This window comes from Tianweitania populi, from assembly GCF_014652875.1.
GTDB classification, from domain to species: Bacteria; Pseudomonadota; Alphaproteobacteria; order Rhizobiales; family Rhizobiaceae; genus Tianweitania; species Tianweitania populi.
Window position 1 is genome coordinate 526,572 of record NZ_BMZQ01000002.1, and the last position, 15,573, is coordinate 542,144.

The 15,573-nt window shown below is 62.1% G+C and carries 15 protein-coding genes and 1 tRNA gene; 12 read left to right on the top strand and 4 right to left on the bottom strand.

The features are described from left to right. Positions 1 to 72 precede the first annotated feature (72 nt). Genes IE166_RS11860 through IE166_RS11875 form a run of 4 tightly spaced genes read left to right on the top strand, consistent with a single transcriptional unit; the run spans position 73 to position 4,881 of the window. Positions 73 to 1,302 carry a glycosyltransferase gene (locus IE166_RS11860; RefSeq protein ID WP_210312965.1) on the top strand — a complete coding sequence of 410 codons (1,230 nt, stop codon included), beginning with the start codon at positions 73 to 75 and terminating at the stop codon, positions 1,300 to 1,302. Next, entirely contained in the window at positions 1,299 to 2,471 is a 1,173-nt protein-coding gene (gene crtY, locus IE166_RS11865) for a lycopene beta-cyclase CrtY (RefSeq protein ID WP_189504092.1), read from the top strand. Before IE166_RS11860 ends, crtY begins: the two co-directional genes overlap by 4 nt. Further along, positions 2,468 to 3,955 (top strand): phytoene desaturase, encoded by a 1,488-nt coding sequence (locus IE166_RS11870; protein ID WP_189504094.1) that lies wholly within the window; start codon positions 2,468 to 2,470, stop codon positions 3,953 to 3,955. Before crtY ends, IE166_RS11870 begins: the two co-directional genes overlap by 4 nt. After that, entirely contained in the window at positions 3,952 to 4,881 is a 930-nt protein-coding gene (locus IE166_RS11875; RefSeq protein ID WP_189504096.1) for a phytoene/squalene synthase family protein, read from the top strand. Before IE166_RS11870 ends, IE166_RS11875 begins: the two co-directional genes overlap by 4 nt. On the opposite strand, the gene IE166_RS11880 is transcribed toward IE166_RS11875, so the two are convergent. Further along, on the bottom strand, positions 4,878 to 5,825 hold the full coding sequence (locus IE166_RS11880) for a polyprenyl synthetase family protein (protein ID WP_189504098.1): 948 nt from the start codon (positions 5,823 to 5,825) through the stop codon (positions 4,878 to 4,880). The two genes, IE166_RS11875 and IE166_RS11880, sit on opposite strands and share 4 nt — an antisense overlap. 99 nt (positions 5,826 to 5,924) lie before the next feature. On the opposite strand from IE166_RS11880, the gene fni reads away from it, so the two are divergent. From fni to IE166_RS11895, 3 genes are all read left to right on the top strand, one after another. After that, positions 5,925 to 6,989, top strand: a complete 1,065-nt coding sequence (fni, locus tag IE166_RS11885) for a type 2 isopentenyl-diphosphate Delta-isomerase (RefSeq protein ID WP_244641452.1) — start codon at positions 5,925 to 5,927, stop codon at positions 6,987 to 6,989. Beyond that, positions 6,986 to 7,489, top strand: a complete 504-nt coding sequence (locus tag IE166_RS11890; protein WP_189504100.1) for a sterol desaturase family protein — start codon at positions 6,986 to 6,988, stop codon at positions 7,487 to 7,489. Before fni ends, IE166_RS11890 begins: the two co-directional genes overlap by 4 nt. Before the next feature lie 106 nt (positions 7,490 to 7,595). Next, positions 7,596 to 8,702, top strand: coding sequence for an AI-2E family transporter (locus IE166_RS11895; protein WP_189504102.1), 1,107 nt, complete (start codon positions 7,596 to 7,598; stop codon positions 8,700 to 8,702). A 108-nt stretch (positions 8,703 to 8,810) separates the two neighbouring features. Here IE166_RS11895 and IE166_RS11900 read toward each other — a convergent pair. Together IE166_RS11900 and IE166_RS11905 are read right to left on the bottom strand one after the other, a co-directional pair. Beyond that, positions 8,811 to 8,886: transfer RNA gene (locus tag IE166_RS11900), tRNA-Ala, on the bottom strand. A 175-nt stretch (positions 8,887 to 9,061) separates the two neighbouring features. Beyond that, the gene (locus IE166_RS11905) at positions 9,062 to 9,466 is read right to left on the bottom strand and encodes a TIGR02300 family protein (protein WP_189504104.1); all 405 of its coding nucleotides are present in this window, start codon (positions 9,464 to 9,466) and stop codon (positions 9,062 to 9,064) included. A gap of 275 nt (positions 9,467 to 9,741) precedes the next feature. Between IE166_RS11905 and aroA the strand changes: the two genes are divergently transcribed. The 5 genes from aroA to rpsA all read left to right on the top strand — a co-directional run bounded on the left by aroA (position 9,742) and on the right by rpsA (position 14,763). Beyond that, positions 9,742 to 11,082 (top strand): 3-phosphoshikimate 1-carboxyvinyltransferase, encoded by a 1,341-nt coding sequence (gene aroA / locus IE166_RS11910; RefSeq protein ID WP_189504106.1) that lies wholly within the window; start codon positions 9,742 to 9,744, stop codon positions 11,080 to 11,082. A gap of 2 nt (positions 11,083 to 11,084) precedes the next feature. Beyond that, positions 11,085 to 11,438, top strand: coding sequence for a hypothetical protein (locus IE166_RS11915; protein ID WP_189504108.1), 354 nt, complete (start codon positions 11,085 to 11,087; stop codon positions 11,436 to 11,438). A gap of 75 nt (positions 11,439 to 11,513) precedes the next feature. Next, positions 11,514 to 12,215, top strand: coding sequence for an SDR family oxidoreductase (locus IE166_RS11920; RefSeq protein ID WP_189504110.1), 702 nt, complete (start codon positions 11,514 to 11,516; stop codon positions 12,213 to 12,215). Positions 12,216 to 12,220: 5 nt separating this feature from the next. Continuing rightward, positions 12,221 to 12,859 (top strand): (d)CMP kinase, encoded by a 639-nt coding sequence (cmk, locus tag IE166_RS11925; RefSeq protein ID WP_189505889.1) that lies wholly within the window; start codon positions 12,221 to 12,223, stop codon positions 12,857 to 12,859. Positions 12,860 to 13,065: 206 nt separating this feature from the next. Next, entirely contained in the window at positions 13,066 to 14,763 is a 1,698-nt protein-coding gene (gene rpsA / locus IE166_RS11930; protein WP_189504112.1) for a 30S ribosomal protein S1, read from the top strand. Positions 14,764 to 14,846: 83 nt separating this feature from the next. Here rpsA and IE166_RS11935 read toward each other — a convergent pair whose 3' ends face one another. After that, positions 14,847 to 15,296 carry a DoxX family protein gene (locus IE166_RS11935; protein WP_189504113.1) on the bottom strand — a complete coding sequence of 150 codons (450 nt, stop codon included), beginning with the start codon at positions 15,294 to 15,296 and terminating at the stop codon, positions 14,847 to 14,849. Positions 15,297 to 15,573 lie beyond the last annotated feature (277 nt).

The following is a 15,573-nucleotide window of genomic DNA, read 5'->3' on the forward strand; positions in this document are numbered from 1 at the left end:
TGCACAAGACAAGGGCCATCGGGCTTGCGCATCGCGTTCTTCTCGCCTGGTTTGTCCAGCCACTTGCAGGCCATGGCTGCACTTGGCGCGGCACTCGCAGGTCGCGGCCATCAATGCTTTTACGTCGGCCATCCCGACCTCGCGGCCGTTCTGCCGGAAAGCCTCGAGCTGATCGCGCTCGATCCGGCCCGCTGCGATTGGTCGCCGGCATCGGTGATCCGCAACACGCGCCGCCCATCGCTCCCCTTCGGCATTCGCCGCACGGTAAGCGACATGGCGGCCATCACCCGCACGCTGTGCATGGAGGCGCCGGCCTTGTTGCGCAAGCATGGCATCGAGGCCGTGGTTACCGACCAGATGGAAGCTGGCGGCGCGCTGGTTGCCGAACATCTTGGCCTGCCCTTCGTGTCGCTTGCCGTGGCCGCCCCGATCAATCGCGAGCCGATGGTGCCGCTGCCGGTTCTCGAATGGCCTTATGAAGACAGCGAGGCAGCCGCCAAGCGCAACGCAGTGGGCGAGCGCATCGCGGACTGGCTGACGGCCAGGCATGATCGCACGATAACCGAATGCGCCACGCAGCTTGGTTGTGCGCCCAAGACCAGGCTGATCGACTGCCTGTCGCCACTGGCACAAATTTCACAGCTGACCGAAGGCTTCGACTTTCCTCGTAAGCACCGGCCGGCTGGCTTCCATTATGTCGGCGCGCTGCGGCTTTCGCGGCCCGTCTCTTCCATCCAGCCCATGCCGGAGATTGCCAGGGATCGCCCCTTCGTGTTCGCCTCGCTCGGCACGCTTCAGGGCCACCGCTTCAACCTGTTCCAGCGCATTGCCCGCGCCTGCCGCGCTCTTGATGTACAGCTGATGATCGCTCATTGCGGCGGCCTCACGCCGGCCCAGGCAGGACGTCTCGATGCCGACTGGGTGGTGGACCGGGTCGACCAGAAGGCCGCTCTTGCGCGCGCCGATGTCGTAATCACCCATGCCGGGCTCAACACTGTCGTGGACGCTCTCACCGCAACCGTTCCCATGCTCTGCATTCCCCTAGCCTTCGACCAGCCCGGCATGGCCGCGCGTGTCAGGCATGCCGGCGTTGGCGAGGTCGTGTCGAAGCGCGCCACGCCCAAAATCATCGCCACCGCGCTCAACATCTTGCTGACGGCCAGTGCCGACTACAAGGCGGCTGCCCGGCCGCTGGCAAAAGGTTTTGCATCGGCCGGCGGCGCCAAGCGCGCAGCGCTCCTGATCGAACACGCCTTCTCCAAAGATGCGTCGGTTCAAGGCGCATCGCAGGCGGCGGCATGACGGACGCTGAACTGATCCTTGTTGGCGGCGGATTAGCGAGCGGGCTGCTGGCGCGACGCTTGAAGCAAGCCCGGCCCGACCTGAAGGTTCTCGTGCTGGAAAGCGGCCCGACGCTCGGCGGCAATCACACCTGGTCCTTTCACGACGATGATCTGACTGCCGACCAACACGCGCTGATGGCGCCGCTGGTGGCGCATCGTTGGCCCTCGCAAAGCGTACGCTTCCCCGCGTTCGAAAGGCGTCTCACGGCCGGCTACAATTCCGCGACCTCCGACCGCTTTCATGCGGTGCTGACCGAGCAACTGCCCGACAGGATCAGGCTGAACACGGCCGTGCAATCCATTTCGCCGACTCAGGTCGTTCTTGCCGACGGCACGGTGCTGAAGGCACCCGCCGTCATCGACGCCACTGGCTTCCGCCCTCACGGCGGCCTCCAAATTCGCTTCCAGTCCTTTCTCGGCCTCGAACTGCGCTTTGCCGAGCCGCACGGTCTGGATGCGCCGGTAATCATGGACGCCACGACGCCGCAGGATGGCGGTTACCGCTTCACCTATCTGCTGCCCTTTACGGACACCACGATGCTGGTGGAGGACACCGGCTATGTGGATGACCGGGCGCTTGATCTCGCCGAGCTGGAAGCCCGCATCGCCAACTATTGCGCCCAACGAGGCTGGCGGATTGTGGAAGAAGTTCGCCGCGAACACGGTGTTCTGCCGATCACGCTCGATGGCGACATCGATCGGATTTGGACGGATGTGACGGTGCCGCGCATCGGGTTGGCCGGCAACTTCTTTCATCCGACAACCGGCTATTCGCTGCCAGATGCGGCGCGGGTCGCGGACCTGATCGCCGACCTGCCGCAACTCTCATCACCCGCCATCCTCGACGCTCTGCAAACCCACGCGAAAACGCTGTGGCGCGATCAGCGCTTCTTCCGTGCGCTGAACCGCATGCTTTTCCTGGCTGGCGAACAGGACCAGCGCTGGCAGGTCATGCAGCGCTTCTACCAGCTGCCCGAGCCGCTGATCGAACGCTTCTATGCCGGCCAAACAACGGCGGCCGACAAGCTGCGCATCCTGGCCGGCAAGCCGCCCGTGCCGGTTGCCCAAGCCCTTTCTGCCCTTCTTCGCAAGCCACGACCCAACCCACGCCCCATGGAGCTGTCATGACCGGCACATCTCGCACCGCCGCCGTGATCGGCTCCGGCTTCGGCGGCCTTGCGCTGGCCATCCGTCTTCAGGCCGCCGGCATCCAGACCACGATCTTCGAAAAGCGCGACAAGCCCGGCGGGCGCGCTTATGTCTACGAGGATCAGGGTTTCATTTTCGATGCCGGCCCCACCGTCATCACCGATCCCGACTGCATCCGCGAGCTGTTCACCGCAGCGAACAGGCGCATGGAGGATTATGTCGAGCTCCTGCCGGTCACGCCCTTTTACCGGCTGGCCTGGGAAGACGGCTCGACCTTCGATTATGCCAACGATCAACAGGAACTCGACCGACAGATCCGCCTGCGCAACCCCGACGATGTCGAAGGCTATCGCCGCTTTCTCGATTATTCCCGCGCGGTTTATCAGGAAGGCTACATCAAGCTGGGCGCCGTGCCGTTCCTCAACTTCCGCTCGATGATCTCGGTCGCGCCGCAGCTGACCAAACTGCAGGCGTGGCGCAGCGTGTATTCGATGGTGTCGAGCTTCATCAAGGACGAGCATCTCCGGCAGGTGTTCTCCTTCCATTCGCTGCTGGTAGGCGGAAATCCGTTTTCGACCTCCTCCATCTACGCGCTGATCCATGCGCTGGAACGCGAAGGCGGTGTGTGGTTCGCCAAAGGCGGTACTGGCGCTCTGGTGGCGGGCATGGTGCGGCTGTTCGAGGATCTGGGCGGCACGCTGCGCTTGTCTTCCCCAGTGGAGCGCATCGAGACGAAGGGCGACCATGCGCGCGCAATCGTCAGCCGGGGCGAAACGCTGCCTTTCGACGTGATCGCATCCAATGGCGATGTCGTGCACACATACAGCAAGCTTCTTTCGGATCATCCGCGCGGGGTGAGCCAAGGCAAGAAACTGGCTGCCAAGCGGCATTCCATGTCCCTGTTCGTGATCTATTTCGGGCTGAACAAGCTGCACGATCAACTGGCGCATCACACCGTATGTTTCGGACAGCGCTATCGTCCGCTGATCAACGAGATCTTCAAAGGACCGAAGCTCGCGACCGACTTCTCGCTCTATCTCCACTCGCCTTCGATCACCGACTCCTCGCTCGCACCCGAAGGCTCTGCGAGCTACTACGTGCTGGCGCCGGTTCCCCATCTAGGCAGTGCCGATATTGACTGGGACGTGGAAGGGCCGCGTTATCGCGACACCATCCTGGACTACCTCGAACAGCACTACATGCCGGGCCTTCGCTCGCAGCTGGTAACCGTCCGGCACTTTACGCCATTCGATTTTCGTGACGAACTCAACGCCCATCTCGGTTCGGCCTTTTCGCTGGAGCCGATCCTGACGCAGAGCGCCTGGTTCCGGCCGCATAATCGCGACGACCAGATCGACAATCTATATTTCGTCGGTGCCGGCACCCATCCCGGCGCCGGCGTGCCGGGCGTGATCGGTTCGGCCAAGGCCACGGCGCAGCTGATGATCGACGCGCAGCCATGACCACGGCCTCGACGCAGGATTATGCCGATCAGTCGATCGCGCAAGGCTCGCAGAGCTTTGCGGCGGCGGCCAAACTGTTCGATGCCCAGACAAGGCAGGACGTCACCAAGCTCTACGCCTGGTGCCGCTATTGCGACGATGTCGTGGACGGTCAGGTGCTCGGCCATGGCAGCCGGGTCTCGGAGCAATCGCCGGAAGAACGACTGGCGGAGCTGACCCAAGCCACCCTGAACGCGCTGGATGGCGGACCGGTCGAACATCCGGCTTTTGCCGGCTTGCGCGACATCGCCCAGCATCACGAACTGCCGCGCGCGCTGCCGCTCGCCCATCTCGAAGGTTTTCGCGCTGACGTCGAGCATCGCCGCTACCGGACCTTGGACGACCTGATGACCTATTGCTACGGCGTGGCCGGCGTTGTCGGCATCATGATGGCGGATATCATGGGCGTGCGCGATGCAAAGGTGCTCGACCGTGCCTGTGACCTCGGCCTCGCCTTCCAGCTCACCAACATCGCGCGCGACATCGTCGAAGATGCCGAGAATGGGCGAATCTACGTGCCCCTCGACTGGCTGGACGAAGCCGGCATCCCCGTGGATGAAGTTGCGTCATCACAACATCGTGTTGCGCTGGCAACGGTCGCCAAGCGGTTGGTCGATGCCGCCGAGCCTTATTATGCGTCGGCTCGGGTCGGCATCGGCTCACTGCCCTTTCGGTCAGCGACAGCGATCGCCACCGCGCTTTATGTTTATCGCGCCATCGGTCAGGAGGTCGTGAAACGCGGACCCTCCGCCTGGGACGAGCGCGTGCGAACGAGCACGCTGCAAAAGAGCGGTTTCGCCGCCAAGGGGCTCGCTGAAACCGTCAAATCGCGCGCCAATATGGCCGTTTTGCGCGACGACTCGCTGTGGAAACGGCCCCAGATCTAAGCCAACAAGCTCGCCAGAACCGAGTCCGGCTTCCGACCCCCGCGCCGCCGAATGCCCGCAGCCGGCGTGCCAAACAGCTTGTCCGTGAAAGCCCGCAGATGCGGCGCGCCGTCGGGCAACTGATCGAGCGCACCGGAGGCCGTATCGAGATGTGCCTGGATATGTCTCGCCATTGCCTTCGCGCCAAGCCCTTGTGCCAGAACAGCTTTTCCGGCGTCCTTGTTGTTGCTCTTGCCCATGCGCTGCGCATCACCCGCAACATCCAGGAGATCGTCGAACAGCTGAAACGCCCGGCCGAGCTCGATGCCATAGATCCTGAGCTGTTCGCGCTGTGCCGTTGGGGCATCCGCCAGGATACCGGCCATTTCTACCGCGGCCACAAACAGCGAACCGGTTTTCTGGTCGTTCAACTGAATGACGCTGTTTTCGCTGGTTTGGCCAACATTTCGGAGGTCCGAATATTGTCCGGCGACCAAGCCGCGCATGCCAACTGATTGCGACAGCGAAAGCGTCAGCGCGCTGCGTTGCTCGCCGCTCAGACCGGGCACCGAAGCCGCCAATCCAAAGGCATCGCCCAGCAGCGCAATCGCAGCCAGCACCGCGACATCCTCGCCGAAGCGAATATGCACTGTCGGCTTGCCGCGCCGCGTCAGCGCGTCATCCATGCAGGGGAGATCGTCGAGCAGAAGCGAGGCGGTGTGCACGAGTTCGATGGCGCATCCCGCCTGCAAGGCTGCCGGCTGGTCGTAGCCAAGATCGCGGGCGGCGAGATCCACGAGGATCGGCCGGATGCGCTTGCCCGAGCCTACCAGGCTTTCGCGAACGGCCGTGCGCACCAACGGCTCATCCGGCTCCGGCGCGCCCGCCATTGCGTGAAGCTGCGATTCAATACGCGCCTTGAGCGCGTCCCAGTCATGGCTTGCCGAAGCTGCGAGGTCAGTCATGGCTCTTGGTGTCAGGAACATCAACCTTTGCGTGAAACGGGCTGGCAGTGTTCGGGCGTTGCAATATCTACCTGTTCAATTCGAATTAGGAACTCTTGGATGGATGCCAAGCCGGAAATGTCAGCAGCTTTGAGGATCAGGAAGGAGAGCCATCTCGATCTGGTCCTGGCTGGCGCCGGCATCGTGCCCGCTACACGCAATGGTTTTGATGCCTTTTGCTTCGAGCATTGCGCGCTGCCGGAGCTGGATCTTGCCGACATCGACCTTTCGACGGAGTGGCTGGGCAAGCCCCTCTCAGTTCCCCTGCTGATCAGCTCCATGACCGGCGGAGCGCTGCGCGCCGAGCGGATCAACCATCATCTGGCCGAAGCGGCCGAAGCCCTTCGCATTCCGTTTGGCGTTGGCTCGCAACGCGTATCGCTTGAAGGCGAAAGCGATAGCGGTTTGACGCACAGGCTGCGCGATCTCATGCCGTCCGTGCCGCTGCTATCGAACATTGGTGCGGCGCAACTCATTGATGCAAAAGGGATCGACGTCGCGCGGCGCGCCGTGGAAACGATCCGCGCCGATGCGTTGATCGTTCACCTGAACCCGTTACAGGAAGCACTTCAGCCGGAAGGCGACACGAACTGGCGTGGGATCCTGCCGGCCATCGAGCAACTCGTTCTCGCGCTCGGCGCGCCAGTTGTTGTCAAGGAAGTCGGCGCTGGCCTGTCGCCGTCGGTCGCTCGGCGCTTGGCCGATGCCGGCGTTGCGGCGGTCGATGTGGCCGGCAGCGGCGGCACCAGTTGGGCGGCGATCGAGGCCGCGCGTGGTGCGACCGAACGTCAGCGCGCGATCGCCCAGCCCTTCGCTGACTGGGGCCTCCCTACGCCTCAGGCCATCGCTTCCGTTCGCGCTGCCTTGCCTAACATTTTCGTTATCGGGTCAGGCGGAATCCGCAACGGCGTCGATGCGGCCAAGGCAATCCGCCTTGGCGCCGACCTTGTGGGCCAGGCGGCTGGGATCCTCGGGCCGGCCCTGGACTCGACCGAAGCGGTGATCGAGGCTTACGGTGTCACCATCGAGCAGTTGCGGATCAGCTGCTTCTGCGCCGGCGCTGGGGATCTCCAAGCCTTGCGCCAGGTTCCGCTTCTGCCTGCGAACGGAGTTTTCGCGTCATGAACATCGCTTTGGGGCTCCTCATTTCGTTGGCAGTCGTCGTCCTGATGGAATTCGGCGCCTATGCCCTGCACCGTTGGGTCATGCATGGCTGGGGCTGGGGCTGGCATAAGTCCCACCACGAAGAGCATGATGAGCATCATGGCCCGTTCGAAAAGAACGACCTTTATGCGCTGGTCTTTGCGGTCGCCGCTGTCGCTTTGTTTGCGCTGGGCACCTGGGTGCCGCTGCTGACCTGGATTGCGATCGGCGTGACCGCTTACGGTGTCCTGTACTTCGTCTTCCACGACGGGCTGGTGCATCAGCGCTGGCTGTTCAAGAAGCCGCCGCGCAGTGGTTATCTCAAGCGTTTGTACCAGGCGCATCGCCTGCACCACGCCGTCGATGAAAAGGATGGCGCTGTGTCGTTCGGCTTTCTTTACGCACCGCCAGTGGCCGAATTGTCGAAGACGCTGGGCGAAAGGCGCAGGACGGCGAAGCCCGCCGATCATACGCCACTGTAAAAACAGGGCCGGCGCGCTCACTCTACCAACGAGCCGTCGTCATCTAGGCTTAATGCGTGATAGGTGAAGCTTCGCGACTGACCCTCTCACGCCCAGAGCATCTGACATGGCTGACCTTAAACCCCGCGCCGAGCAGGCAAGCTTCGTTGTCGTGATCGTTCTGGTCACGATCGCGTTTATTTGGCTGCTCCTTCCCTTTTATGGCGCGGTTTTGTGGGCGGTGATCCTCGCCATCCTGTTCAATCCGCTGCAGCGCTGGCTCACGATCAAGCTTGGCGGGCGGCGTGGCTGGGCGGCGGCTTTGAGCGTGCTGGCCTGTATCTGCATCGTGTTGATCCCCGGCGTGATCGTCTTGTCTTCGCTGGCTGCCCAGGCAACCAGCCTTTATGACCGGATCAGTTCAAGCCAGACCAATCCCGCGATCGTGGTGCAGCATGTTCACGATGCGCTTCCCGGTTTCGTTACGGAACTGTTAGAACGGTTCAACCTCGGCACACTGAACGAAATCCAGCAGCGTTTGACCGGTTTTCTCGGCCGCGCGTCGCAGATCATCGCAAGCCGGCTTGTAACAATCGGACAAGGCACCGCCCAGCTCGTGGTGGGCCTCGGCGTGATGCTTTACGTCCTCTTCTTCCTGTTTAAGGACGGCCGCTCGCTTGCTGCCAAGATCCGCAACGCAAGCCCGCTCAGCCTGCATCACACCAATCATATCCTCAACAAGTTCAGCTCAGTGGTGAAGGCAACGGTAAAGGGCAATGTCATCATTGCCCTGATTCAGGGCGCGATCGGCGGCATCACCTTTTACTTCCTCGGCATTCCGGCAGCCCTTCTCTGGGGCGTGTTCATGGTGATCCTGTCGCTCTTGCCGGCTGTGGGCGCGGCCATCGTGTGGGGACCCGTCGCCGCATACCTGTTCTTGTCCGGCGATTATCTCAAAGGCGCGATCCTGGTTGCGGTCGGCGTTCTGGTGATCGGGCTCGTCGACAATCTTCTGCGGCCGCCATTGGTTGGTGCGGGAACGCGGATGCCGGATTATGTGGTTCTCGTTTCTACGCTGGGCGGAATCGCGCTGATCGGGGTCAACGGCTTCGTGGTGGGGCCGTTGATTGCAGCGCTTTTCATCGCGGTCTGGTCGCTCTTCGCCGAAGACCGCAACAACACCACCGCGACACCAACCACCGCCGTGATCGTGAACGACACCCCGCCTTCTTAGGCTGGGTGAACGTTTGATATGGCGGGGGCGCACGTCTCCGCCTTCCGCAACACCGCGGATATGCGCGTGAGAGACGGCAGACCTGTAAAACAGGGAAGAAAGGAGGTTTGGTGGAGCCAAGCGGGATCGAACCGCTGACCTCCTGCATGCCATGCAGGCGCTCTCCCAGCTGAGCTATGGCCCCATCAGATCCGGCAGATCGTCGCCGGGGGTTGCTGGCGTGACTGCTTGCGCCGTCACGGTGGGCGGCTTCTAACCGCGCTTCTCGAAGAGATCAAGCCCTTCCGAGAGCTTCGAGCGCCTTTCTTTGTCGGCGCTCGAAATGGACGCGCTATGCTGAGCGCGCCGAGCTGAAAAGATCAGCCTTCGTCGTCTTCGTCGCCACCGCGAACGATGTCTTCGAGATCGTCGTCTTCGTCTTCCTCGTCTTCAAGGAAGGTGTCTTCATCGTCGTCGCCGAGATCGACATCATCGTCTTCGTCGATGTCGGGCAGGTTGTCGTCGTCCTTGCTGTCCTCATCGGCTTCTTCAAGCGAGATGGTTTCAGCTTCGTCATCGGCCTCTTCGACCTCAGGCGTTTCCTTGGCTTCCTCATCTTCCTCGACACGCGATGCAGCGCGAGTCGGAGCTGCGATGGTTTCGAAGAAGCTCAGCGGATAGGTCTTGCCCGTATATGGCGAGACGATCGGATCCTTGTTCAGGTCGTAGAATTTGCGCCCGGTTTCGGGGCAGACACGCTTGGTGCCAAGCTCTGGATTTGCCACGGTTGCCTCGTGTCTCATGGGAGCCGTGGCACACTCGCCTGAAGCGGGCGACATGCTCCGTCGGTCCTGTTTAGAAGTGCGGACCCCATACAAACAGTTCCCAAGCCTGTCAAAGCCTTTGGCAGTGCTTGTCGCACGCTCTGCCTTGCATGCATGTTGTTCGGGTGCGAACAAGTCGGCGCTGCAGGGATGACCGGGTGGAGAAAGGGTGTTACGGAAGCCCCCGCCGGCAGCGCCCGCTCCCCGGCTCGTTGCTCCTCTTTTTTCTTGTTGCGATGTCCCATTCCCCTCTGCCCCAGCCCGCCACCGCGCATCGCGCCGAAGCCCTGACCGGCCGCGTTCGCGTTCCCGGCGACAAGTCGATATCCCACCGCTCCTTCATGTTCGGGGGTCTGGCATCGGGCGAAACCCGCATCACCGGCCTGCTCGAGGGCGAAGACGTGTTGCGCACGGGCGAAGCGATGAAGGCCATGGGTGCCCGGATCGAGCGCAATGGCGCGGAATGGGTGATCCAGGGCACCGGCAATGGCTGTTTGTTGCAGCCGGAAGCGCCGCTCGATTTCGGCAATGCCGGCACGGGTTCGCGGCTGACCATGGGCCTGGTCGGCACCTATGACATGGAAACGACCTTCATCGGCGACGCATCCTTGTCGAAGCGACCGATGGCGCGTGTGCTCGATCCCCTTCGCGAAATGGGCGTGCAGGTTTTGAACGCAGCGTCGGGCGATCGCATGCCGCTAACCCTGCGCGGTCCCAAACATGCCGCCCCCATCACTTACCGCGTGCCGATGCCGTCGGCGCAGGTGAAGTCGGCCGTTCTGCTCGCAGGCCTCAACACGCCAGGCATCACCACCGTGCTGGAGCCGGTGATGACGCGCGACCATACCGAAAAGATGCTACGCGGCTTCGGTGCGAACCTTGAAGTTGAAACCGATTCAACCGGCCTGCGCACCATCCGCATCGAAGGCGAAGGCAAGCTGACCGGCCAGGTCATTGCCGTACCCGGAGATCCGTCCTCAGCCGCCTTCCCGCTGGTGGCAGCGTTGCTCGTGCCGGGCTCGGACATCACGATCGAAAACGTGTTGATGAACCCGACCCGCACCGGTTTGATCCTGACCCTGCAGGATATGGGCGCCGACATCGAGCTTCTGAACCCGCGCAGTGCCGGCGGCGAAGATGTGGCCGATCTGCGCGTGCGCTCGTCGGACCTGCGCGGCGTTTCCGTTCCGCCGGAGCGCGCACCGTCGATGATCGATGAATATCCGGTGCTGGCAGTCGCCGCTTCATTTGCCGAAGGCACGACTGTCATGGATGGGCTGGACGAGTTGCGCGTGAAAGAGTCCGACCGCCTTGCTGCCGTTGCTGCCGGTTTGAAGGCCAACGGCGTTGAGTGCACGGAAGGTGAGGCTTCGCTGTCGGTTATCGGACGGCCTGGCGGCAAGGGCCTGGGCGGCGGTAGCGTTGAAACGCATCTCGACCACCGCATCGCGATGGCCTTCCTTGTGATGGGACTGGCTTCGGAGAGACCCGTCACAGTGGACGACCGAGCCATGATCGCCACCAGCTTCCCGGAGTTCATGGACCTGATGGCGGGGCTGGGCGCTGTTATAGAATAGGCATGGATTGGCTCTTCCTCATCCAGTTCCTGCTTGAGCCCCTTCTGGGCTACGCCTTCTATGCGGTGGCCTGCGTGCCATTCGTGGTTTGGGCGGGCATGGCGACGCGGCGCAGCACTGCGGCGCGAACAAGCGGCTATCCGGGCCACGCCGTCACGTTCTGGTTTCTGTTTTTGCCGGTCGTGCTGTTTGCGACAGGTCTGATCCGCGGCTTCGACGTTCGCGATCCTGCAACGCCTTACATCGATGACGAATGGGGGCAGGTGCTGACGCTGCTCACCGTCCCGGCACTGGCCTGGCTCGTCGGCTACGTCATCGGCGCGATCGTCGGCAGCAGTGAGCGCGAGCGGGTCTGACGCATCCCGGCTTGCACAGCTTCGCCGCTTTGACCTATCGGTTCTCGATCAACAGCTTCACGGAAAGGACATGCCATGCCCGACAAGGTCGCGATCGTCGTAGGAGGCGGCTCCGGAATTGGCGCGGCGGCCGCACGCAAGCTTCACCTTGACGGCTTCAAGCTCGGCGTGATGTCGTCTTCCGGCAAGGGCGAGGCCTTGGCTAAGGAGCTCGGCGGCTACGGCTTTACCGGATCCAACCAGTCGCCGAATGATCTCAAGCGCTTCGTGGATGGCGCGGTATCGACTTTCGGGCGCATCGACGTGCTGGTGAATGGCGCTGGCCATGGTCCGCGCGCACCCCTGCTCGATATCACCGACGAGCAATGGCACACCGGCTTCGATGTTTACTTCATGAACGTGGTGCGCGCGACGCGGCTGGTGGCGCCGATCATGGCAACGCAAGGCGGCGGCGCGATCATCAACATCTCGACCGCATGGATCGACGAGCCGAGCGCAATGTTCCCGACCTCGGCTGTGGCCCGTGCCGGCCTGTCCGCCTACACCAAGCTGTTTGCCGACGAATATGCAGGCCGAAACGTTCGCATGAACAATGTGCTGCCGGGCTGGATCGACAGCCTGCCCGCAACCGACGAGCGGCGCGAAAGCGTGCCGATGAAGCGTTACGGCAAGGCCGACGAAATCGCCGCCACCATCGCTTTCCTGGCTTCGGAAGGCGCGGCTTACATTACCGGTCAGAGCATCCGGGTCGATGGCGGGTTGTTGCGGTCCGTTTGATGGCTATGCCTTTGATTATTGCCATCGACGGTCCGGCTGCGTCCGGGAAAGGCACGCTGGCGCGGCGGTTGGCGGCACATTACGATCTGCCGCATCTCGATACCGGCCTTACCTATCGCGCGGTGGCGCATCGGCTGCTGGAACTCGGACTGCCGCTTGAGAACGTGTCAGCTGCCGAAACCGCCGCTCGGCAGCTCGATCTCGGCGCGATGGATCGCGAAGTGCTGTCTCAGCATGCCGTGGGTGAAGCAGCATCGAAGGTTGCGGTCATGCCCACCGTCAGGCGCATCCTGGTCGACAAGCAGCGGGTCTTTGCGGCCGATGGCGCGGTGCTGGATGGGCGTGACATCGGCACGGTGGTTTGCCCGGATGCCCGCGTGAAGCTTTACGTGACGGCCTCGCCTGAGGTCCGCGCCCGCCGTCGTCATGACGAGATGACGGCCGCCGGCAGGGATGCTTCCTATCAGACCATCCTCGCCGACATCGAAAAACGCGATGCGCGCGACATGGGCCGGGCCGACTCGCCGCTAAAGCCGGCCGAGGACGCCCACTTGCTTGACACCTCGCAAATGGATATAGAAGCCGCGTTTTCAGCGGCGAAGACGATCATCGACGATAATCTTGCCGTTGGAAGCACGATCTAGATCCAAAAAGTATTTGGTCCGCGTTCAAACGCACCCATATTCCACCGGATCCGATTGAAACCTGCCTGCCTGCATTCCATGCGCCGGACCCGCTGCTCGCAAAGCAGCACAGGGCATTCATTTGTCCGGGATGTTCGGTAGGCAAACGCAACACGAACCTACGGCGCCTGCCGCATCCCATGAGGACGCGGTTTCCAGGAGATTATATGTCACAATCCAATCCATCCCGCGACGATTTCGCCAGCCTGCTCGAAGAGTCGTTTTCTGAGAATGCTTCTTCCGAAGGTGCCGTCGTCAAGGGCATCGTGACTGCCATTGAAAAAGACATGGCAATCATCGACGTCGGCCTGAAGGTCGAAGGTCGCGTTCCGCTGAAGGAATTCGGCGCCAAGGCCAAGGACGGCGAGCTCAAGGTGGGCGATACCGTCGAAGTCTATGTCGAGCGCATCGAAAACGCGCTGGGCGAAGCCATGCTGTCGCGCGACAAGGCTCGCCGCGAAGAAAGCTGGGTCCGCCTCGAAGAGAAGTTCAACGCCAGCGAGCGCGTCGAAGGCGTCATCTTCAACCAGGTCAAGGGCGGCTTCACGGTCGATCTCGACGGCGCCGTGGCGTTCCTGCCGCGCTCCCAGGTCGATATTCGCCCAATCCGCGACGTCACCCCGCTGATGCACAACCCGCAGCCCTTCGAGATCCTGAAGATGGATCGTCGTCGCGGCAACATCGTTGTTTCACGCCGCACCGTTCTCGAAGAGAGCCGCGCCGAGCAGCGTTCCGAGATCGTCCAGAACCTCGAAGAGGGTCAGGTGGTCGAGGGTGTGGTCAAGAACATCACCGATTACGGTGCGTTCGTTGACCTGGGCGGCATCGACGGCCTGCTGCACGTTACCGACATGGCCTGGCGCCGCGTCAACCATCCGACCGAAATCCTCAACATCGGTCAGACGGTCAAGGTGCAGATCATCCGCATCAACCAGGAAACCCACCGTATCTCGCTCGGCATGAAGCAGCTCGAGAGCGATCCGTGGTCCGACATCGGCACCAAGTTCCCGATCGGCAAGAAGATCGCCGGTACGGTCACGAACATCACCGATTACGGTGCGTTCGTGGAGCTGGAACCAGGCATCGAAGGCCTGATCCACGTGTCGGAAATGTCCTGGACGAAGAAGAACGTCCATCCGGGCAAGATCCTGTCGACCACGCAGGCGGTCGATGTTGTCGTGCTCGAGGTCGATCCGTCCAAGCGCCGCATCTCGCTCGGTCTCAAGCAGACCCTCGAGAACCCATGGGAAGCCTTTGCTCGCAACCATCCGGTTGGCAGCCAGGTCGAGGGCGAGGTCAAGAACAAGACCGAGTTCGGCCTGTTCATCGGTCTCGATGGCGATGTCGACGGCATGGTTCACCTGTCGGATCTCGACTGGAACCGTCCGGGCGAGCAGGTCATCGAGGAATACAACCGCGGTGAAATGGTGCAGGCTCAGGTTCTCGACGTCGATGTCGAGAAGGAGCGTATCTCGCTCGGCATCAAGCAGCTCGGCAAGGACTCCGTTGGCGAAGCCGCGACTTCGGGCGAACTGCGCAAGAACGCTGTTGTGACCTGTGAAGTGACCGCGATCACCGATGGTGGCATCGAGGTTCGCCTTGTCGATCACGACATGGAAAGCTTCGTTCGTCGCTCCGACCTGTCGCGTGACCGTGACGAGCAGCGCCCTGAGCGTTTCTCGGTTGGCCAGAAGGTCGACGCTCGCGTCATCGCCTTCGACAAGAAGACCCGTCGCCTGCAGGTTTCCATCAAGGCGCTGGAAATCGCCGAAGAGAAGGAAGCCGTCGCACAGTACGGTTCGACCGACTCGGGCGCTTCGCTCGGCGACATCCTGGGCGCCGCCCTCAAGAACCGCGGCAACTAAGCCTCAGGTTCAACGAATACGAAAAAACCCCGCCGGAGCGATCCGGCGGGGTTTTGCTTTGAGCGGTAATTCAAACGGAGAGCTTAGAACTCGCGGCCGATCTTTGCGTCCACCGAATGGCGGTTGCCGCCGCGGATAACGAAGAAGAGCGTGATGGCAGCCCAGAGGATCGACTTTTCCGCACCGGAGAAGCCCTGCGCCTGCAGGATCCAGTGGAAGTACACCGTGACCAGCAGGATGAAGGTGGTGACCGCCGCTGCCGGACGCGTCAGCAGGCCGATCATCAGCAGAAGCCCACCGCCGAACTCGCCGAGCGCAAGCATCAGTGCCCAGAAGGTAGGCGGATAGAAGCCGATCGATTCGACCATACCTGCTGCACCGAACGGGTTCATGATTTTCGGGAAACCGTGGATGACGAGGAAACCGCCGGCGATGACGCGCAGCAGCGTTTCGGCGCCTTCATACGCGGAAGCATAGAGCCCGCCGAGTGCGGGAATGATCAAGCGGCGGTTCGGGTTGATGGGTTGGACCATAAGGGGAGGACTCCGATCAGGTTTCAGAACAATGGCTGGCATGAAGTCAAAGGGCGTGCCAGCGTCAAGTCGCTCCGGCCTTGAAACACTGTTCGCAAATCAAGAAGCACGACTTGGTGATCGCCCCCTTGATGATCCTGATGACGTGCCCAGCCGGATCATCATCTGTCGTCCTGCCGATGCATTTTGGCGCCGAACGCGGCAAAGCGCATCTTTGCCTTGCTCGCTAAAGCGAATATATCGCTTCCAACAAACAGGCATCCGCGCCGGAGACCCG